Source organism: Streptomyces sp. NPDC012888 (assembly GCF_042900645.1).
Classification (GTDB): Bacteria; Actinomycetota; Actinomycetes; order Streptomycetales; family Streptomycetaceae; genus Streptomyces.
Window position 1 is genome coordinate 231242 of sequence record NZ_JBIBBM010000009.1, and the last position, 19952, is coordinate 251193.

16 protein-coding genes and 1 tRNA gene are annotated in these 19952 nt (G+C 73.3%); 9 read left to right on the plus strand and 8 right to left on the minus strand.

Annotated features, from left to right (window positions below; all coding sequences use genetic code 11):
- Nucleotides 1-156: 156 nt before the first annotated feature.
- Complete coding sequence (locus ACFY61_RS18320) at nt 157-2703, minus strand: ABC transporter permease (RefSeq protein ID WP_389473145.1); 2547 nt, start codon at nt 2701-2703, stop codon at nt 157-159.
- 54 nt (nt 2704-2757) lie between these two features.
- Nucleotides 2758-3522: an ABC transporter ATP-binding protein gene (locus ACFY61_RS18325; protein ID WP_389473249.1), complete on the minus strand. Its 765-nt coding sequence runs from the start codon at nt 3520-3522 to the stop codon at nt 2758-2760.
- Nucleotides 3523-3982: 460 nt separating this feature from the next.
- Here ACFY61_RS18325 and ACFY61_RS18330 point away from each other — a divergent pair.
- A tRNA-Leu gene (locus tag ACFY61_RS18330) sits at nt 3983-4064 on the plus strand.
- A gap of 157 nt (nt 4065-4221) precedes the next feature.
- Nucleotides 4222-5079, plus strand: coding sequence for a Bax inhibitor-1/YccA family protein (locus ACFY61_RS18335; protein WP_389473146.1), 858 nt, complete (start codon nt 4222-4224; stop codon nt 5077-5079).
- 117 nt (nt 5080-5196) lie between these two features.
- On the opposite strand, the gene ACFY61_RS18340 is transcribed toward ACFY61_RS18335, so the two are convergent.
- Nucleotides 5197-5427, minus strand: a complete 231-nt coding sequence (locus tag ACFY61_RS18340; protein WP_389473148.1) for a DUF4287 domain-containing protein — start codon at nt 5425-5427, stop codon at nt 5197-5199.
- Nucleotides 5428-5531: 104 nt separating this feature from the next.
- Here ACFY61_RS18340 and ACFY61_RS18345 point away from each other — a divergent pair, with 104 nt between their 5' ends.
- Nucleotides 5532-5876: a hypothetical protein gene (locus tag ACFY61_RS18345; protein WP_389473149.1), complete on the plus strand. Its 345-nt coding sequence runs from the start codon at nt 5532-5534 to the stop codon at nt 5874-5876.
- On the opposite strand, the gene ACFY61_RS18350 is transcribed toward ACFY61_RS18345, so the two are convergent.
- The 3 genes from ACFY61_RS18350 to ACFY61_RS18360 form a co-directional block, all read right to left on the minus strand.
- Nucleotides 5860-6705: a hypothetical protein gene (locus ACFY61_RS18350; RefSeq protein ID WP_389473250.1), complete on the minus strand. Its 846-nt coding sequence runs from the start codon at nt 6703-6705 to the stop codon at nt 5860-5862. The two genes, ACFY61_RS18345 and ACFY61_RS18350, sit on opposite strands and share 17 nt — an antisense overlap.
- A 281-nt stretch (nt 6706-6986) precedes the next feature.
- Nucleotides 6987-8207 (minus strand): acetyl-CoA C-acetyltransferase, encoded by a 1221-nt coding sequence (locus tag ACFY61_RS18355; protein WP_389473151.1) that lies wholly within the window; start codon nt 8205-8207, stop codon nt 6987-6989.
- A 222-nt stretch (nt 8208-8429) separates the two neighbouring features.
- A complete protein-coding gene (locus ACFY61_RS18360) occupies nt 8430-9452 on the minus strand; it encodes an SGNH/GDSL hydrolase family protein (protein WP_389473153.1) in 1023 nt (340 codons plus the stop codon).
- Between the two features lie 147 nt (nt 9453-9599).
- On the opposite strand from ACFY61_RS18360, the gene ACFY61_RS18365 reads away from it, so the two are divergent.
- Nucleotides 9600-10991: a cystathionine beta-synthase gene (locus ACFY61_RS18365; RefSeq protein ID WP_389473251.1), complete on the plus strand. Its 1392-nt coding sequence runs from the start codon at nt 9600-9602 to the stop codon at nt 10989-10991.
- A gap of 487 nt (nt 10992-11478) precedes the next feature.
- Nucleotides 11479-12321, plus strand: coding sequence for a MurR/RpiR family transcriptional regulator (locus ACFY61_RS18370; protein WP_389473154.1), 843 nt, complete (start codon nt 11479-11481; stop codon nt 12319-12321).
- 10 nt (nt 12322-12331) lie between these two features.
- On the opposite strand, the gene ACFY61_RS18375 is transcribed toward ACFY61_RS18370, so the two are convergent.
- Entirely contained in the window at nt 12332-13468 is a 1137-nt protein-coding gene (locus ACFY61_RS18375) for an FAD-dependent oxidoreductase (RefSeq protein WP_389473156.1), read from the minus strand.
- Between the two features lie 107 nt (nt 13469-13575).
- Between ACFY61_RS18375 and ACFY61_RS18380 the strand changes: the two genes are divergently transcribed.
- Entirely contained in the window at nt 13576-14178 is a 603-nt protein-coding gene (locus ACFY61_RS18380) for a TetR family transcriptional regulator (RefSeq protein ID WP_389473157.1), read from the plus strand.
- Between the two features lie 56 nt (nt 14179-14234).
- On the opposite strand, the gene ACFY61_RS18385 is transcribed toward ACFY61_RS18380, so the two are convergent.
- Nucleotides 14235-15590 carry a diaminopimelate decarboxylase gene (locus ACFY61_RS18385; RefSeq protein WP_389473159.1) on the minus strand — a complete coding sequence of 452 codons (1356 nt, stop codon included), beginning with the start codon at nt 15588-15590 and terminating at the stop codon, nt 14235-14237.
- Nucleotides 15591-15694: 104 nt separating this feature from the next.
- Between ACFY61_RS18385 and hutU the strand changes: the two genes are divergently transcribed.
- Genes hutU through ACFY61_RS18400 form a run of 3 tightly spaced genes read left to right on the plus strand, consistent with a single transcriptional unit; the run spans nt 15695 to nt 19922 of the window.
- A complete protein-coding gene (hutU, locus tag ACFY61_RS18390) occupies nt 15695-17359 on the plus strand; it encodes a urocanate hydratase (protein ID WP_389473160.1) in 1665 nt (554 codons plus the stop codon).
- 26 nt (nt 17360-17385) lie between these two features.
- On the plus strand, nt 17386-18591 hold the full coding sequence (locus tag ACFY61_RS18395; RefSeq protein WP_389473253.1) for an allantoate amidohydrolase: 1206 nt from the start codon (nt 17386-17388) through the stop codon (nt 18589-18591).
- Nucleotides 18582-19922, plus strand: coding sequence for a formimidoylglutamate deiminase (locus ACFY61_RS18400; RefSeq protein WP_389473161.1), 1341 nt, complete (start codon nt 18582-18584; stop codon nt 19920-19922). The genes ACFY61_RS18395 and ACFY61_RS18400 overlap by 10 nt, the downstream gene beginning before the upstream one ends.
- The last annotated feature ends 30 nt before the right edge of the window (nt 19923-19952 follow it).

Below are 19952 nucleotides of genomic sequence, written 5' to 3' on the forward strand. Positions count from 1 at the left end.
CCCGGGGGGGGGGGGGCGGGCGCCCCCCGGGGGGCCCCCCCCCGCGGGCGGGGCCCCCCCCCCCCGGGGGGGGCGCCCCCCCCCGGGGGGGGGCCCCCGCGCCGGGGGGGGGGGGGGGCCCCCGCCCGCCGTGCGCGCGCCGGTGCGCGCCGCGGACTACTCCGTCTTGATCGCGGCCAGCATGTTCAGCCTCGCCGCGCTGCGCGCCGGCCACATGGCCGCCAGCACGCCCACCAGCGCCGCCAGCGCCAGGAACAGCCCGATCCGGTCCCAGGGCAGCACGAGGGCGTAGTTCGGGATCGACTTGGCGATGGTGGTGCCGCCCGCCCAGGCGAGGAAGACACCGCAGACGACGCCGAGCACCGCGCCGAACAGGGAGATGACCACCGACTCCAGGCGGATCATGTTCTTGACCCGGCCCCGGTCCAGGCCGACCGCGCGCAGCATGCCGATCTCCTGGGTCCGCTCGAAGACGGACATCGCCAGGGTGTTGACCACCCCGAGCACGGAGATGATCAGGGCCATGCCGAGCAGGCCGTACATGATGTTCAGAGCGGTGTTGATCATCCCGCCCATCTCGTTGCGCATGTCCTGCCGGGTCATGATGTCGATCGCCGGGTTGTTCCCCAGCGCGTCGAGGACCGCCTTCTCGGAGGCCTTGGACTCGCCGCCCTCGGTGTTCACGAACACCTCGGGGATGTACGGGGTCTCCGCGTGCGCCTGGGCGATCCGGTCGTCGATGACGAACGGGGAGAGCAAGCCCTCCAGGTCCTCGTAGATCGCGCCGACCTTCAGCTTGCCCTTCTTGCCGTCCTCGAAGGTGACGTCCAGGACGGAGCCGACGTTCAGGCCGCGGCTCTTGGCGGTCTTCTCGGCCACCGCGACCTCGCCGCGGCCGAGGCTCGCCAGCGAACCGCTGGTGACCTCGACGTTCAGCAGGTCGCCGATGGTGGCCGGGTTGACGCCGGAGGCGGCCTGGTAGCGGTCGCCGATCTTCAGGGCGGTCGCGGTCTGCGGGGAGACGGCGGTGATGCCCGGGGCCTTGGCCAGGGTCTCGGTGACCGACTTGTCGAGCCCGCCGACGCCCATGGCCATGGCGACCTTGTAGTCGGCCTTGAGCTTGTCGGTGCTCATCCGGTCGACGGCCTTGCCGACGGTGACGCCGAAGACCGACATGGCGGTGACCAGGGTGAGGCCGATGGCCAGGGAGGCCGCGGTGACGGCGGTGCGCCGCGGGTTGCGGACGGCGTTCTGCGCGGCCAGCTTGCCGGGGACGCCGAAGACCTTCTCCAGCACCGGGCGGATGGCGGCGATCACCGGCCGGGAGAGCAGCGGGAGCAGCACGATCAGGCCGAGCATCAGCAGGAACCCGCCGGCGGCGACGACGTACTTGCCGTCCCCGCCCTGGGTGGTGCCGAGCAGGACCACGCCGATGCCGAGGAGGCCCAGCACGCTGCCGATGACGTTGCGCAGCACCAGGGACTTGGCCGTGGCCGGGAGGTGGGCGCTGCCCATGGCGGCGACCGGGGGGATCCGGCCGGTGCGCCAGGCCGGGATCAGGGCGGCGAGGGTGGTGACGACGACGCCGATGACCACGCCGGTGACGATGGTGCCGGGGGCGATGACCAGGTCACCGGCGGGGATCTTGGCGCCGAAGGAGTTCATCGCCGACCGCATGGCGATCGCGAGGCCGGTTCCGGCGACCAGGCCGATGGTGGCGGAGATGACGCCGATCAGGCCGGCCTCGGCCAGCACCGAGCGCATCACCTGACCGCGCTTGGCGCCGACGGCGCGCAGCAGGGCCAGCTCCTTGGTGCGCTGGGCGACCAGCATGGTGAAGGTGTTGTAGATCAGGAAGATGCCGACGAAGAGCGAGATGCCGGCGAAGATCAGCAGCATGGTGCTGAAGGTGCTCATCTCGCGTTCGATGGCCTTGGCCTGCTCGGCGGCGAGCGCGGCGCCGGTCCTGGCCTCGGCGTTCTCGCCGATCAGCGGCTTGATCCGGGAGAGCAGCGTGTCGGCGGAGGCGCCCTTGACGGCGGCCACCGTCAGGTCGCTGTAGTAGCCGGGCTTGAGGTAGAGCGCCTGCGCGGTGGGGGTGTCGAAGAGGACGAGGCTGCCGCCGGCGTTGACCTGGCCGTCCTCGGTGGTGAACACACCGGTGAGGGCGTACTCCTTGACCGGGCCGTTGGTGGCGACGCGGACCTTGTCGCCGACCTCGTAGCCGCCCTTGGCCGCGGTCTCCTTGTCGAGGGCGATCTGGCCGGCCCCGGCCGGGCCGGTGCCCTGGACGAAGTCGGCCTGCGGGTCCTCGCCGTTCTTCACGGGGGCGTGGTTGGAGCCGCGGTTGGCCCAGCCGGAGCCGATCAGCTTGCCGTTCTCGTCGCCGACGCCGGCGAAGCCGGAGACCCGGCCGGCGACGGACTCGACGCCGTCGAGGGCCTTGATCTTGTCGAGGGTCTGCTGGCTGATGCCCGGCTCGCCCTCCTTGGAGCCGTCCTCGTTGCGGGTCTGGCCGTAGGAGTTGACGGCGACGGCGACGCCGTCGTAGCTCTTGGCGGACTGGCCGGAGAGCGCCTTGGCGACGGTGTCGCTGAAGACGAGGGTGCCGGAGACGAAGGCGACGCCGAGGGTGACGGCGAGCACCGTCATCATCAGCCTGGCCTTGTGCGCGAGGATGTTGCGCAGGGCGGTACGGAACATGGTGGGTGCGTCCAGGAAGTCTTGGGGGCGGCAGGCGTGTCGGGGCGGGGTGCCTCAGCTGGTGCGGCCCTTGGCGTCGAAGGCCTTCATGCGGTCCAGCACGCCGTCGGCGGTCGGGCTGTACACCTCGTCGACGATCCGGCCGTCCGCGAGGAAGACGACGCGGTCCGCGTAGGAGGCGGCGACCGGGTCGTGGGTCACCATCACCACGGTCTGGCCGAGCTCGCGGACGGAGTTGCGCAGGAAGCCCAGGACCTCGGCGCCGGAGCGGGAGTCCAGGTTTCCGGTGGGCTCGTCACCGAAGATGATCTCGGGGCGGGAGGCCAGGGCGCGGGCCACGGCCACGCGCTGCTGCTGACCGCCGGAGAGCTGGGTGGGGCGGTGCGAGAGGCGGCCGGACAGGCCGACCATCTCGATCACCTTGTTCAGCCACTGCTGGTCGGGCCTGCGGCCGGCGATGTCCATGGGGAGGGTGATGTTCTCCAGGGCGGTCAGCGTGGGCAGCAGGTTGAACGCCTGGAAGATGAAGCCGATCTTGTCCCGGCGCAGCTGGGTGAGCTGCTTGTCCTTCAGGGAGCCCAGTTCGGTGTCGCCTATCCGCACGGAGCCGGCGGAGAACGTGTCCAGGCCGGCCACGCAGTGCATCAGGGTGGACTTGCCGGACCCGGAGGGACCCATGATCGCGGTGAACTGGCCCTGACCGAAGTCGACGGAGACGTTGTCGAGAGCGACGACCTGGGTCTCGCCCTGGCCGTACACCTTGGAGAGGCCGGTGGCGCGGGCCGCCACGGCCTGGGCGGTGTACGGGGCGTGGTTCACGGTGGTCACTTGGGGGGCTCCTCATCGGGGCGGGACGCGGTCTGCGGGACCCCTCCATCCTCGCCGCGGCCCCACCCGCTCCGGATCAGCCGCCGAGCCCGTTCGCGGGGCGACCGCAGGCTGACCGCCGCCGGGCCGTGTCCTCCTCTGGTATGACTCCCGTCCCCGAGACGGGCCAAGGGCGGCGCGGGCGGACCGGGGTGGCCCGGGGTGGCCCGGGGTGGCCCGGGGTGGCCCGGGGTGGCGCACGGGATGGTGCGCAGCCGTCGAAATCCCGTCATTCCCGTACTGGAGGTGATCGCCGCCCACACCGGGCGGACCGTGCCTTCTCGTCCCTGACACACCCTCAAGCGCCAATAAAATCAGACAACATCGGAATGCGGGCCATCGGAGAGCAGGAGGGTTGCGGATAGGCTCACCAGTGCGTTCAAGGCTTTATCCGCAGGGAGCCGCAGGCCTTGCCCGGATGGTGGAATGCAGACACGGCGAGCTTAAACCTCGCTGGCCCTCGGGCCGTGCCGGTTCGAGTCCGGCTCCGGGCACTTCCCGCGCGCCGCGCGCCCCGCGCCGCCCCTGCTCTCTTATCCCCGGCGGTTCGCCATGCCGTCTCCTAGGATCCTCCTCCAGCAGTAGGGTGTTTTTTTTGCGAGCACATTACCCTTGGAGCAAGGCCGCGCACGGTGGCCATGGAGGAGTGAGATGAGGAGCAGCAACCCGGTCTTCTCGCGACGGGGGTTCAGCCGCGACAACGGCGGTTACGCGGGCTTCGACGCGCATGCGCAGATGCAGGCCGGGGCCGCGACCAACCCGTACGCGACGAACCCGTACGCGACCGACCCGGCCACGGGCATGCCGCAGGCCCCCGCCCGCGCGGGCGTGATGACCATCGACGACGTCGTGAGCCGTACGGCCATGACGCTCGGCATGGTCGTCCTCACCGCGGCGATCTCCTGGATCGCCCTCCCGGTGGACCCGGCCAACCTGGGCAAGTCCTACGGCATCGCCATCGGCGCCGCGCTGGTCGCCATGGTCCTGGCGCTCGTCCAGTCCTTCAAGCGCAAGGCCTCGCCCGCGCTGATCCTGGGCTACGCCGCCTTCGAGGGCGTCTTCCTCGGTGTCATCAGTGCCGCCACCAGCACCTACATCAGCCCCGGCGTGGTCGTCCAGGCCGTGCTCGGCACGATGTGCGTCTTCGCCGGCGTGCTGTTCGCCTACAAGATGCGCTGGATCCGCGTCACCCGCCGCTTCTACGGCTTCGTGATGGCCGCGGCCATGGGCTTCATGCTGCTCATGGTCGTCAACCTGCTGTTCTCGGTGTTCGCGGGCGGCGACGGCCTCGGCTTCCGTTCCGGCGGCCTCGGCATCCTGTTCGGCATCCTCGGCGTCGTCCTCGGCGCCTGCTTCCTCGCCCTGGACTTCAAGCAGGTCGAGGACGGCGTCACCTACGGCGCCCCGCGCGAGGAGGCCTGGCTGGCGGCCTTCGGCCTCACCATGACCCTCGTGTGGATCTACCTGGAGCTGCTGCGCCTGTTCCAGATCCTCTCGGGCGACGACTAGTCGCCCCGGAGACACGGGTAGCGGAAGGCCCCGCGAGCGAGAGCTCGCGGGGCCTTCCCGCGTTCCTCGACGGTCGGGGGGCGGGTCCGGCGCGGCTGGGGGCCGGACGGCGGGGGCTCAGCCGAACTTTCTGGCGGCCCGGCGCAGGTCGTACTCGTGGATGATGGCCTTGGCCTGGCCGTACGAGAGCTCGTACGCACCGCGCAGCCAGCTGAGCTTCTCCTCGAACCGGACGAGGGAGGGGCCCTCGTCCACGGCGCGGAACCAGTCGGACAGGTCACGACCGGTGGTCTGCGGGATTCGGTCGATCATGTTGCGGTGGGTCTGCTCGGAGAACTCTACGGACATGGGCGCCTCCGGGGGTATCGCCGTCGTGCTGTTCTCTTCACGCCACCGTGCCGGAACGTTCGCCCGTTGGCAATGGTGCGTGTACGGCGCGTAAGGTCGGCCGGGTGCTCGACACCTCACGCCTGGACGCCGCCGTGGACCGCTTCGCCGATCGGCTGCGCGCCGCGCCCCAGAGCCGCCTCGTGCGCGGGGCGGCCGCCGAGGGGCTCGCGCTCGCCCGGGAGCTCGCCGTACGGGCCCAGCGGCTCGAAGGGGAGCCGCGGCCGCGGCAGATGCCCGACGCGGGCGTCTTCGCCGTCGGCGACCAGCTGACGGTCGCCGGGCGGGACCTGGCGGAGGCCCTGCGCGCCGTCGGCCGGACCGCCGGGGACGGCACGACGGCCCCGTCCCGTGAAGTGGACGAGGCCGTGCGGCTGGTGGAGGAGGCGGAACTCAGAGCGATGCGATGACGCGGTCGGCCAGGATGTAGACGTTGTCGTCCGGGTCGTCGGAGTCGCCGCAGGAGAAGGTCAGGGCGTACGCGCCGGAGATTCCCGAGCCGCCCAGCAGGACCGGCGCCGTGCCGGAGCGCAGGGCCGCGGCGAGGCGCTCGGCGGTCTCCCGGTGGCCGGGGGTCATGCAGAGCGTGGTGCCGTCGGTGAACACGTACACGTCGAGGGTGCCCAGCGGGCCGGGCCGGACGTCCGCCAGGGCCGTACGGGCCTCGGCGAGCTCCTCCAGGCGGCTGACCGTGCGCTCGTGGTCGGCCCCAGGGTTGGGCTGGACCGGGACGAAGTCGGGGTGCGAGGGGTGACGGCGGCGGGCCGCCGCGAGCTCCGCGGAGTCGGCCGCGTACTCGGGCTGGTCGTCCTCGTAGAGGGCGTCCTCGCCCGGGCGGGGGTCCAGGCCCACCAGGTCCGCCTGCCGGGGCAGGAAGACCGGGTTGTCCTCGCCGAGGCCGGGCAGGCCGCCCAGCAGCGAGCCGGGAGCCTCGCCGGCGAAGCCCGCGGAGGCGTCCGCGGCCTCACGGGCCTCCTGCGCGGCCCAGAAGGCACGCGCCTCGGCCAGCTCCCGCTCCCGCTCCTCGGCGAGCGCCTCGGCCACCGCGGCTCGTATCTCGGCGGCAGGGGTTTCGACGGCGCTGCGGGCGTGCGGGACGGTCGCGGCGCGCAGGTGCGAGGAGACCGCGAGGTCGTCGCGCAGGGCGGCGACCTGCTTCCGCAGACCGTGTACGGCGTGCAGCGCAGCAGCGCCCACGGCCGTGGCAGCGGCCGTGGTCAGCAGCAGGGCAAGAGACATGGCGCTCACTGACTAACTCCTGATGTGTTCCGATCCCCCGACTTCCTACATCAGCTTGTCCCGACCTGGGAATGGCGTGCAGTGCATTACGTCACGAAATGGACAGGACTTCCGTCACTCCGCACCCTGCCCCACCCCCGGTGACCTGGGGAAACACCGATCCCCCAGGACAAAGGTCACATCCTGGGGGAGATTCGGTCACAGGTAGGCCGCGAGGCGGTTGGGGCGGGCTCCGGCGGTCCGCAAACCCTGAGGTCAGCTCGCCGCGGGGCCGCGGCGGGTCAGCTCAGCCGCTCGATGACCATGGCCATGCCCTGACCGCCGCCGACGCACATCGTCTCGAGGCCGAACTGCTTGTCGTGGAACTGGAGGCTGTTGATCAGCGTGGTGGTGATGCGGGCACCGGTCATCCCGAACGGGTGACCGACGGCGATGGCCCCGCCGTTGACGTTGAGCTTGTCGAGCGGGATCTCCAGGTCGCGGTAGGACGGGATCACCTGGGCCGCGAAGGCCTCGTTGATCTCGAACAGGTCGATGTCGCCGACGGTCAGCCCCGCCCGCTTCAGTGCCTGCTTGCTCGCCTCGACCGGGCCCAGGCCCATGATCTCGGGGGACAGGCCGGAGACGCCGGTGGACACGATCCGGGCCAGCGGGGTGAGGCCCAGCTCCCGCGCCTTGGTGTCGCTCATGATGACGAGCGCGGCCGCGCCGTCGTTCAGCGGGCAGCAGTTGCCGGCCGTGACCAGGCCGTCCGGGCGGAACACCGGCTTCAGGCCCTCCACGCCCTCCAGGGTGACCCCGGCGCGCGGACCGTCGTCCTTGCTGACCACCGTGCCGTCCGGGGTGGTGACCGGGGTGATCTCCCGCTCCCAGAAGCCCTTCTTGATGGCCTCCTCGGCGAGGTTCTGCGAACGCACGCCGAACTCGTCCATGTCCCGGCGGGTCACGCCCTTCCACCGGGCCAGGTTCTCGGCGGTCTGGCCCATCGCGATGTACGCGTCGGGGATCAGGCCGTCCTCGCGCGGGTCGTGCCAGGACGAGCCCTCGCTCTGCGCGACGGCCGCGGTGCGGGCCTCCGCGTCGGCGAACAGCGGGTTGTGGGTGTCGGGCCAGGAGTCCGAGTTGCCCTTCGCGAAGCTCGACACCATCTCGACACCCGCCGAGATGAAGACGTCGCCCTCGCCAGCCTTGATCGCGTGCAGCGCCATCCGGGAGGTCTGCAGCGAGGAGGAGCAGTACCGGGTGATGGTGGTGCCCGGCAGGAAGTCCATGCCCATCTGCACGGCGACGATGCGGCCGAGGTTGTTGCCCTGCTCCCCGCCCGGCAGGCCGCAGCCCAGCATCAGGTCGTCGATATCCCGCGGATCCAGCTCCGGGACCTTCGCCAGGGCGGCCTGGATGATCGTCGCGGTCAGGTCGTCCGGCCGGACGTCCTTGAGGGACCCCTTGAAGGCGCGCCCGATGGGGGAGCGGGCGGTGGAAACGATGACGGCTTCGGGCATCGGGACTCCCAGGGGTGCGTTGCGGCGGCTGTGCGGACCGCAAGCGAAGTTACCGGCCCGTACGGTCGAGGTCACCGCTCCGGCGGTGTGACGAGCGCCCCTTTTTCGCGCCGGCCCCAACCTCGGTTGACCTGCCCGTCCCCACCCCCGCCAAACCCCGCGGCCGCACCCGCCCCGCCCGGGGGTGCGGTGATCCGCCCCGCCCGGGCTCCGTTCGGGGCGTCACGTGTGGCGGGACTCGACCGTCCGGGCCGGTTCCGCCGGCGCGGGCGCCGGCTCCGGCAGCCGCCGCCGGCGCCGGTGCTTGAGCAGGGCCCACGGGGCGCGCGCCGCCGTGACCTCCGTACCCGCCTGCCCCGCCGCCGCGGACGCCGCCTCCGCCACCGGCAGCATGCCCTCGTCCCGGGACACGTCCAGCCGGTCGGAATCCGGCCACAGCTCCAGCGCGGCGCACAGCGTGGGCAGCACCGCCATCGCCGCGGTGGCGTACCCCTCCGCCGAGGGGTGGTACGAGTCCGGCCCGAACATCTCCCGGGGGTTCGCCGCGAACTCCGGCCCCAGCAGGTCGCCCATCGACACCGTACGGCCGCCCTGCGCGACCACCCCTATGGTCTGGGCCGCCGCCAGCTGCCGCGACACCCGCCGCGCCAGCCACCTCAGCGGCTGGTACACCGGCTCGATCGTGCCCAGATCGGGACACGTGCCCACCACCACCTGCGAGCCCGCCAGCCGCAGCCGCCGCACCGCCGCCGTGAGCAGCCGTACCGACTGGGTCGGCGGCATCCGCCGGGTCACGTCGTTCGCGCCGATCATGATCACGGCCACGTCCGGCGGGGGCCGGTCCCCGTCCAGCAGCAGTGAGACCTGCCGGTCCAGGTCGTCCGACATCGCCCCCGACAGGGCCACGTTCCGCAGCTCCACCGGCCGTTCCGCGACCGCCGCCAGCCCGGACGCGAGCAGCGCCCCCGGGGTCTGTCTGGCCCGGCGGACGCCCAGCCCGGCGGCCGTCGAGTCGCCCAGCATCGCCAGCCGCAGCGGGCCGGGGCTCAGCTCGGGCCCGCCGAACTCGGTCCCGTACAGCCCGTCCGCCCGCGGCGGGTCGGGCAGGCCCGTCCCGACCGTCCGCTTCGCCAGCTGCACCTCCGCCAGGAACACCCCGACCGTCGCGGCGCCGAGCAGCCCGAGCCCGCCTCCGCTGTACGCCGCGCCCGCCGCGATCCGGCGGGCCGTCCTCGCTCTTGACACCCTTGGAGCCACCTCCTCGTCGCTGCCGGACGGGCGCCGGACCGTCTGCCCCGTTCCTGCCCGTTAACGACGCTCGGTCAATCCCTTTCCGCATACTCTGACGGTGTCTCCCGGAGAACCCGTGGAGCCCCGTCCTTGGAGAACATGGTGCATTTCCACGACTCGATGATCAGCCTCGTCGGCAACACCCCGCTGGTGAAGCTCAACCGTGTGACCGAAGGCCTCCAGGCCACCGTCCTGGCCAAGGTGGAGTACTTCAATCCCGGCGGATCCGTGAAGGACCGGATCGCCCTGCGGATGATCGAGGCCGCCGAGCAGAGCGGAGCGCTGAAGCCGGGCGGCACCATCGTGGAGCCGACCAGCGGCAACACGGGTGTCGGACTCGCCATCGTGGCCCAGCAGAAGGGCTACAAGTGCATCTTCGTCTGCCCGGACAAGGTCTCGATGGACAAGATCAACGTCCTGCGCGCCTACGGGGCCGAGGTGGTGGTCTGCCCGACCGCCGTCGACCCCGAGCACCCGGACTCGTACTACAACGTCTCCGACCGCCTGGTCCGTGAGACCCCCGGCGCCTGGAAGCCCGACCAGTACAGCAACCCGAACAACCCCCGTTCGCACTACGAGACCACCGGCCCGGAGCTGTGGGAGCAGACGGAGGGGAAGATCACCCACTTCGTCGCGGGCGTCGGCACCGGCGGCACCATCTCCGGCACCGGCAACTACCTGAAGGAGGTCAGCGGCGGGAAGGTCAAGGTCGTCGGCGCCGACCCCGAGGGCTCGGTGTACTCCGGCGGCTCCGGCCGTCCGTACCTGGTCGAGGGCGTCGGTGAGGACTTCTGGCCCACCGCATACGACCGCAGCGTCGCCGACGAGATCATCGCGGTGTCCGACAAGGACTCCTTCCAGATGACCCGCCGCCTGGCCAAGGAGGAGGGCCTGCTGGTCGGCGGCTCCTGCGGCATGGCGGTCGTCGCCGCCCTGCGGGCGGCCGAGGGCCTCGGGCCGGACGACGTGGTCGTGGTGCTGCTGCCGGACAGCGGCCGCGGCTACATGAGCAAGATCTTCAGCGACGAGTGGATGGCCGGCCACGGCTTCCTGGAGGAGGCCGGCACCGCCGCCCGCATCGGCGACGTGCTCAACGACAAGCAGGGCACCATGCCCTCGCTGGTCCACATGCACCCGGAGGAGACCGTCGGCCAGGCCATCGAGGTGCTGCGCGAGTACGGCGTCTCGCAGATGCCGATCGTCAAGCCGGGCGCCGGCCACCCGGACGTGATGGCGGCCGAGGTCGTCGGCTCGGTCGTCGAGCGCGAGCTGCTGGACGCGCTGTTCACCCAGCGGGCCGCGCTGTCCGACCCGCTGGAGAAGCACATGAGCGCGCCGCTGCCGCAGGTCGGTTCGGGCGAGCCGGTGTCCGACCTGATGGCGGTCCTCGGCAAGGCGCAGGCCGACGCGGCGATCGTGCTGGTCGAGGGCAAGCCGACGGGCGTCGTCAGCCGGCAGGACCTGCTGGCCTTCCTGGCGAAGTCCGCCAAGTAGAACGGTACGGAACGGCACGGAGCCGACACGTGACGGCAGCATCCGCTTAACACTGCTCCGGCACAGTGGTGGCTGTCGGCGGGACCAGCTCGGTCCGGCCGGCGGCCATGAGCGGCGTGACGCGGCCCGGAGCGGCTCCCGGGCCACCCACGCCACCGGGCGCGGACGTCACACCCGCGTCCCCGCGGTGCCCCGCCGTCGTCCCGCCCCCCGGCCCCGGCCGGGGGTGCGGCGGGGCCCGCGTACGGCTCCTCCGGCGTACCGGGCGGGCCGGCCGTAGCCTTTCGGCATGCCCACGCCCATGCCCATGCCCGGCCTTGTCCTGCCGGCCCGCACCGGCTTCGTGTCCGTCGGCGATACCGAGGTGGACGGTCGTCCGGCCCTCCGTCACCTCCGGGACGTCCGCTCCGCGGACCCCGCTTGCCGTCCTGCATAGATACATGCAGAGTTCTCACTACTGAATAACGGGACCGGAGGGTGGGACGGCATGAGCGAGAGCCCGGCCGCGCGGCTGCAGAAGCTGTTCGAAGGGCACCGGCTGACGCCGACGCAACGGCGCATCGCGCACTGCATGGTCCGCGGAGCCGCCGACGTGCCGTTCCTCTCCAGCGTCGAGCTCGCCGAGCTGGCCGGCGTCAGCCAGCCCTCGGTGACCCGGTTCGCCGTGGCGCTCGGCTTCGACGGCTACCCCGCCCTGCGGAAGTACCTCCGCGAGGTCGCCCCCGCCGAGCGGCCCGGCGCCGCCGAGGGCACCTCGTACAACTCCTACCAGCAGGCCGTCCACGGCGAGATCGAGAACCTGCGGAGCCTCGCCGCGGCGCTGGCCGACCCCGGGCCCGTGGAGGAGGCGGGCCGGCTGCTGGCCGGGTCGGTCCCGCTGCCGGTGCTCGGCCTGCGCGCGGCCTCCTCGCAGGCGCGCGGGTTCGCGTACTTCGCCGGCAAGGTGCACCCCGACGTGCGCCTGCTGGACGAGGCCGGTTCCATGCTCCCCGACCGGATCGACGCCGCAGTCGGCTCCGGCGCCACCGCCCTGCTCTGCTTCGCGCTGCCGCGGCACCCGCGGGAGGTCGTCGAGGCGCTGGAGTACGCCCGCGCCGCCGGGCTGACCGTGGTGACCGTCGCCGACTCCGCCTTCGCGCCCGTCGCCCGCCACTCCGACCTGCTGATCCCGGCCCCGGTCGGCACCGGCCTGGCCTTCGACACGGCCTGCGCCCCCATGCTGCTTGGCCGGGTGCTGCTGGAGGCGATGGCGGACGCCCTGCCGGACGCGCAGGCCCGGCTGGAGGCGTTCGACGCGAAGGCGGCGGCGCGCGGGCTGTTCGTGGAGTGATCCCCGCCGCTCACCGGTAGTCCAGTCCGGCGAGTTCGGTGGCCAGCCGGGTGCGGAAGGCGGGGACGCGGCCGAGCAGCGGCAGCACGGTGTTGCGGGTCCGGCGCAGCAGCGGGTTGCGGGTGGTCGCCACCCGGGTCATCCGGTCGGTGAAGCGGACCACCCGCTGCGCCACCGGCCGCCGCCGGGCCTCGTACGCGTCCAGCCGTCCGGTCGCGAGGGCCCGGCCGAGCGCGTAGCCGTCCTGGATGCCGGTGTTCATGCCCTGGCCGCCGGCCGGGCTGTGGACGTGCGCGGCGTCGCCGGCGAGCAGGATCCGGCCCGCGCGGTAGCGGTCCGCGACGCGGTGCTGCACCCGGAAGCGGGAGGACCACACCAGCTCGCGGACCCGGGCCCGGCCGGGCGCGCGTTCGTCCAGCAGCCGCTGGACCAGCGCGAGGCCGGGGGCGGAGGGGGCCTCGTCGACGGTGGCGACGACCCGGAAGCGGTCGCCGGGCAGCGGGCCGACCACGGTCAGGCCTTCGGCGCCGAAGGAGAGCGAGACCTCCTCGCGGCCGGGCGACCAGTCCATCACCACGTCGGCGAGGACGAAGGAGGCGGGGTAGGCGCCGCCGGTGAACCCGATGCCGGCCGCCTGGCGGACCACGCTGTGCATGCCGTCGGCGCCGACGACGTGGTCGGCGCGCAGGGTCTCGCCGCCCGCGGTCGTCAGGGTCACGCCCTGCCCGTCCTGGACCACGGAGGTGACCTCGTACGGCCGGTGCACCGTGCCGCCGAGGGCTTCGAGCCGGCGGCGGAGCACGTCCTCGGTCTCGTACTGCGGGGCCATCAGCGCGTACGGGTAGCGGGTGGGGAGGGCCTCGAAGCCGACGGAGAGCAGCCGGCGGCCGGCGTCGCGGACGGTGAACCGGCTGACCGGCAGCCCGCGGGCGACCAGCTCGTCGGCGGCGCCGAGCTCCTGGAGGACCTCCAGGGTGCGGGCGTGGACGACGCCGGCGCGGGAGGTGGTGGCGGTCTCGGCGGCACGGTCGAGGAGCACGTGGTCGACGCCGGCCTCGGCGAGGGTGACGGCGAGGGCGAGGCCGGTGGGCCCGGCTCCGACGACGGCGACGCGGGTGTGGGCGGGGAGAGCGGCGGTGCGGTTCACGGCGGGTCCTCCTCCGGTGGGCCAACGGTTGTTGGCCAACGGCTGTTGACTTCAGGGTGCGCCGCTTCGGGTGGCCTGTCAACACCCGTTGGCCTACGCTTGTTGGCATGACGGTTACGGAAGCGGACGCGGCAGACGCACGGACACGGTCCGACCGGACGAGGGCGGCCATCCTGCGGGCGGCGCGCGAGCTGTTCGCGGTACGCGGCTACCAGGGCACGACCATCCGTGCCGTGGCCGCCGAAGCGGACATCGACCCCTCGATGGTGATGCGCTACTTCGGCAGCAAGCAGGGGCTCTTCGACGCGGCGCTGGCGATCGGCGGCGGAGCGTCCGAGATCGACCTGCGGCTGCCCGACCTGGGCTCCGTGCCGCCCGAGCGGCTGGCGGAGGTGCTGGTCGGGCACTTCGTGGAGCGGTGGGAGGGGGACCCGGGCGACGACGCGCTGCTGGTCCTGCTGCGCTCGGCGGTGACCGACGAGCGGGCGGCGGCCCGGATGAGGGAACTCTTCGCGGCGCAGGTCGCCCCCGCGCTGGCCGCGGCGCTCGGGCCGGAGCGGGCGGCGCGGTGCGCGGGGCTGGTCTCGGCGCAGCTGCTGGGGCTGGCGCTGACCCGGTACCTCCTCCGCCTCCCGGCGGTGGCCGCCCTGCCGGCCCCGGCCCTGGTGGCCGCCTACACCCCGGCCCTGTCCGCCACCCTCAACCCCTGACCGGGCCGGGCCCACACCGCGGCGGCGCGCCTGGCCGGCGATGGGCCGGGCCGGGGTCAGAGGAGGGCGTCGCGTTGGGGAGCGCCGGATTCGCGGAGGAGGTCGGCGCGGGTCTGGGCCGCGCGGGCCAGGGCGAACCGGACGCGCCCGCCACCCGGCGCCGCCGTGAAGCCGTACACCGCCGGCCGCGGCAGGCTGTTGTAGCCGTAGTGCGCGGTGAAGAAGTACGCCCCCGTGTCCGGGACCGCGATCAGGTCCCCCGGCGCCAGCTCCGGCAGCGCCCGGTCCGCGGCGACGAGGTCGCCGGAGAAGCAGGCCGGCCCGGCGATGTCCTGCGGCACGGCCGCACCCGTCTTCGGCGCGCCCTTCGCGTCGTACGCCAGCACCCGCAGCGGCCAGGACGCCGGGGCGTACACCGTCCGGGTGAGGAGGTGCACCCCGGCGTGCGTGAGGGCGATCGGCCGCCCTCCGGACGTCTTGGTGTACTCCACCCGGGCCAGCACCAGGCCGTGCTTGGCCAGCAGGGACCGGCCGAACTCCGTCACCAGCCCGTAGCGGCCCGAGAACAGGCCCGGCGCGGCCTCGCGCAGGGCCGCCGCGTACTCCGCGTACGTCGGGCTCTCCGCGTCCGACGCGAAGTTCACCGGCAGGCCGCCGCCGATGTCGAGGGTGTCGACCTGCCGCCGCCCGGCCGCCGCGTTGATCTCCTCCGCCAGCTCGTACAGCACCCGCACCCCCTCCGCGATCAGCGGCAGCGGGACGCCCTGGGAGCCCGAGTGGGTGTGCAGCCGGGTGAGCCACGGCCGCTCCAGGTAGGCCCGTACGAGCCACTCCCGCGCCCCGGGGTCGCGCAGCGCCACGCCGAACTTCGAGGTGGCCGTCGCCGTCGAGGTGGCCTCGATCGTGCCCGCGCCCAGCTGCGGGTTCACCCGGACCCCCAGCGGGGAGGCGGTGGGCCCGGCGGCCACCAGCCCGTCCAGCCGCTCCAGTTCCTGCCGGTTGTCGGCGTTCACCGCCACGCCCAGCGCCAGCGCCTCGCCCAGCTCCTCCGGCGTCTTCGCGGGGGAGTCCAGCACGATCCGCGCGGGCGGCACCCCCGCCGCACGGGCCAGCGCCAGCTCGCCGGGGCTGGCCACCTCGCAGCCGATCCCCGCGTCCGCGAGCAGCCGCAGCACGGGCACCAGTGGCGCGGCCTTCACGGCGAAGGCGTGCAGCACGGGCGTGTCCGAGGGCAGGGCCCCGGCGAAGGCGGCCCGCAGGGCCGCGGCCGACGCCCGGATGCCGTCCGTGTCGAGCAGGCACACCAGCGGTTCCGCGCCGTCGCCCGAGCCGACCAGCCCCTGTTCGACGGCGGCCCGTACGGCCCGGTCGCGGCGGGCGGCGGGGGACCCGCCCGCGGAGTCAGCAGCCATGGATGTCAGCCAACCATCCGAAGCGGTGCGCCGCAGCTGTTGACTGAATCTATTCAGAGCGCAAGGATGTGAATGGATTGACCAACATCGGAGGAGGCACAGTCATGTCAGGACCCCGCCCCGTACGAGCGCTCCGCGGTACCGAGCTCAGCGCCCTGGGATGGCAGCAGGAGGCCGCCCTCCGGATGCTCCAGAACAACCTGGACCCCGAGGTCGCCGAGCACCCCGACAAGCTCGTCGTCTACGGCGGCACCGGCAAGGCGGCCCGCGACTGGCGCTCCTTCGACGCCATGGTGCGCACGCTGAAGACCCTCAAGCAGGACGAGACCATGCTCGTCCAGTCCGGCCGCCCGGTCGGCGTGATGCAGACCCACGAGTGGGCGCCGCGCGTCCTCATCGCCAACTCCAACCTGGTCGGCGACTGGGCCAACTGGGAGGAGTTCCGCCGGCTGGAGGCCCTCGGCCTCACCATGTACGGCCAGATGACCGCCGGCTCGTGGATCTACATCGGCACCCAGGGCATCCTCCAGGGCACCTACGAGACCTTCGCCGCCGTCGCCGCGAAGAAGTTCGGCGGCACCCTCGCCGGCACCATCACCCTCACCGCCGGCCTCGGCGGCATGGGCGGCGCCCAGCCGCTCGCCGTCACCATGAACGACGGCGTCGCCATCTGCGTCGACTGCGACCCCCGCGCCATCGAGCGCCGCATCGAGCACCGCTACCTCGACGTGAAGGCCGACAGCCTGGAGCACGCGCTCGCCCTCGCCACCGAGGCCCGCGACCAGCGCAAGCCGCTCTCCATCGGCGTGCTGGGCAACGCGGCCGAGCTGGTCCCGCAACTGCTCGCGATGGGCGCGCCCATCGACATCGTCACCGACCAGACCTCCGCCCACGACCCGCTGGCGTACCTCCCGGTCGGCGTGGCGTTCGAGGACATGGCGGACGCCGCCGCCAAGGACCCGGCCGGCTTCACCACCCGCGCCCGCGAGTCCATGGCCCGGCACGTCGAGGCGATGGTCGGCTTCATGGACGCGGGCGCCGAGGTCTTCGACTACGGCAACTCCATCCGCGGCGAGGCCCAGCTGGCCGGCTACGGAAGGGCGTTCGCCTTCCCCGGCTTCGTCCCCGCCTACATCCGCCCGCTGTTCTGCGAGGGCAAGGGCCCGTTCCGCTGGGCGGCCCTCTCCGGCGACCCGGCCGACATCGCCAAGACCGACAAGGCGATCCTGGAGCTCTTCCCCGAGAACGAGTCCCTGGCCCGCTGGATCAAGATGGCCGGCGAGCGCGTCCACTTCCAGGGCCTGCCGGCCCGCATCTGCTGGCTCGGCTACGGCGAACGCGACAAGGCCGGCGAGCGGTTCAACGACATGGTCGCGTCGGGCGAGCTGGCCGCACCGCTGGCCATCGGCCGCGACCACCTCGACTGCGGCTCGGTGGCCTCCCCGTACCGCGAGACCGAGGCGATGCTGGACGGCTCCGACGCGATCGCGGACTGGCCGCTGCTCAACGCCATGGTCAACGTCGCCTCCGGCGCGTCCTGGGTGTCCCTCCACCACGGCGGCGGCGTCGGCATGGGCCGCTCCATCCACGCCGGACAGGTCACCGTCGCCGACGGCACCAAGCTCGGCGGCGAGAAGATCCGCCGCGTCCTGACGAACGACCCGGGCATGGGCGTCATCCGCCACGTCGACGCGGGCTACGACATCGCCGAGTCGGTCGCCGAAGCCAAGGGCGTCCGCGTCCCCATGCGCGAGGGTGACTCCGCGTGACCGAGGGCGCCTCCTCGTTCCACGAGATGTGGGCCGAGCTGCGGCCCATCGGGCGTGACGGCGGCACCCGCGGGTACCGCCGCTACGCCTGGACCGGGGCCGACCAGGACTGCCGGGCGTGGTTCCGGGCGCAGGCCGAGGCCCGCGGGCTCGCCTACGAGGTGGACCGCAACGGCAACCAGTGGGCCTGGCTCGGCGCCGCGACGTACGAGGACGTCGCGGCCGGCGAGGCCGTGGTCACCGGCAGCCACCTGGACTCCGTCCCGGACGGCGGCGCCTTCGACGGCCCCCTCGGCGTGGTCTCCGCCTTCGCCGCCCTCGACGAACTCCGCGGGCGGGGAGCGGAGTTCACCAGGCCGCTGGCCATCACCAACTTCGGCGACGAGGAAGGCGCCCGCTTCGGCCTCGCCTGCGTCGGCTCCCGGCTCACCGCCGGACAGCTGACCAAGGAGAAGGCGTACGAACTGCGCGACGCCGACGGGATCACCCTCCCGCAGGCCATGGAGGCCGCCGGCCACGACCCGGACGCCATCGGGGCCGACCCCGAACGGCTCGCCCGGATCGGCGCCTTCGTCGAACTCCACGTCGAGCAGGGCCGGGCCCTGGACCTGTCCGGCGACCGGGTCGGGATCGCCTCCGCCATCTGGCCGCACGGCCGCTGGCGGTACGACTTCCACGGCGAGGCCAACCACGCGGGCACCACCCGCCTGGTGGACCGCCGCGACCCCATGCTGGCGTACGCCGAGACGGTGCTGGCCGCCCGCCGCGAGGCGGAGCTGGCCGGCGCGGTCGCCACCTTCGGCAAGATCTCCGTCGAGCCCAACGGCGTCAACGCCATCCCCTCCCTGGTGCGCGGCTGGCTGGACGCCCGCGCCGCCGACGAGGCCACGCTCGACCAGGTCGTCGACGGCATCCGCAAGGCCGCCGGCGAGCACGCCGACCGGCACGGCATCGACCTCGGCGTCACCCGGGAGTCCTTCACCCCGGTGGTCGAGTTCCAGCACGCCCTGCGCGACGAACTGGCCCGGATCCTGGGCGAGCGGACCCCCGTGCTCGGCACGGGCGCGGGACACGACGCCGGAATCCTCTCCGCGTCCGTCCCGACCGCGATGCTGTTCGTACGCAACCCCACCGGCGTCTCCCACTCCCCGGCGGAGTACGCCGCCGAGGACGACTGCGCAGCCGGTGTCCTCGCCCTGGCCGACGTACTGGAAGGACTCGCGTGCCGGTGACCACGTATTGGCTGGAGCACGCCTGGCTCGGCACGCACGTCGAGCCGGGCGTCGCCCTGGAGGTGTCCGGGGACGGGCGCGTCGCCGCCGTCCGCACGGGCGTGGAAGCGCCCCCGCCCGGCGCGGAGGTGCTCCGCGGCCTGACCGTCCCGGGGCTGGCCAACGCGCACAGCCACGCCTTCCACCGGGCGCTGCGCGGGACCGTACAGGTCGGCTCGGGGACGTTCTGGACGTGGCGCGAGGTCATGTACCGGGTCGCCCAGAACCTCACCCCCGAGACGTACTTCGCGCTCGCCCGGGCCGTGTACGCCGAGATGGCGCTGGCCGGGATCACCGCCGTCGGGGAGTTCCACTACGTCCACCACGCGCCCGGCGGGACCCCGTACGCCGACCCCAACGCGATGGGCGAGGCGCTGGTCGAGGCGGCCGCGGCGGCCGGGATCCGGATCACGCTGCTCGACACCTGCTACCTGTCGGCCGGCTTCGGTGAGCCCCCGAACCCCCACCAGCTGCGGTTCTCCGACGGCACCGCCGAGGCCTGGGCCGAGCGGGTCTCCGCCCTCAAGGAACGCGGGCACGCCCGCGTCGGCGCGGCGGTCCACTCGGTCCGGGCGGTACCGGCCGGCCAGCTGTCCACGGTCGCGGCGTGGGCGGAGGAGCGGGGGGCCCCGCTGCACGTGCACCTGTCGGAGCAGACGGCCGAGAACGACGCCTGCATGGCGGCCCACGGCTGCACGCCGGCGCGGCTGCTGGCCGAGCACGGGGTGCTGGGCCCGCGTACGACGGGCGTCCACAACACGCACCTGACGGACGGGGACATCGCGCTGCTGGGCGGCACCGCGACCGGCACGTGCATGTGCCCGACGACGGAACGCGACCTCGCGGACGGCATCGGGCCGGCGGTCCGGCTCCAGCGGGCCGGCTCCCCGCTGTCGCTGGGCAGCGACAGCCACGCGGTCATCGACCTGCTGGAGGAGGCGCGCGCGATGGAACTCGACCAGCGGCTGGCCAGCCGCACCCGGGGGCACTGGACCGCCGCCGCGCTGCTGCGGGCCGCCACCGCGGACGGGCACGCGGCGCTGGGCTGGGCGGATGCGGGGGCCCTGGAGGCGGGCGCGCTCGCGGACTTCACCACCGTGGCGCTGGACTCCGTCCGTACGGCCGGGCCGCTGCCGCGGCTGGGCGCCGAGACGGCGGTGTTCGCGGCGACGGCGGCGGACGTGCGGCACACGGTCGTGGCGGGGCGGCACGTCGTCCGCGACGGCGAGCACGCGTTGGTCCCCGACGTCCCGTCCGCCCTGGCCGCCGCCATCGCCGCCGTCCGCGACTGACCCGGCCCCCTCCGCGCTCCGCCGGGGCGC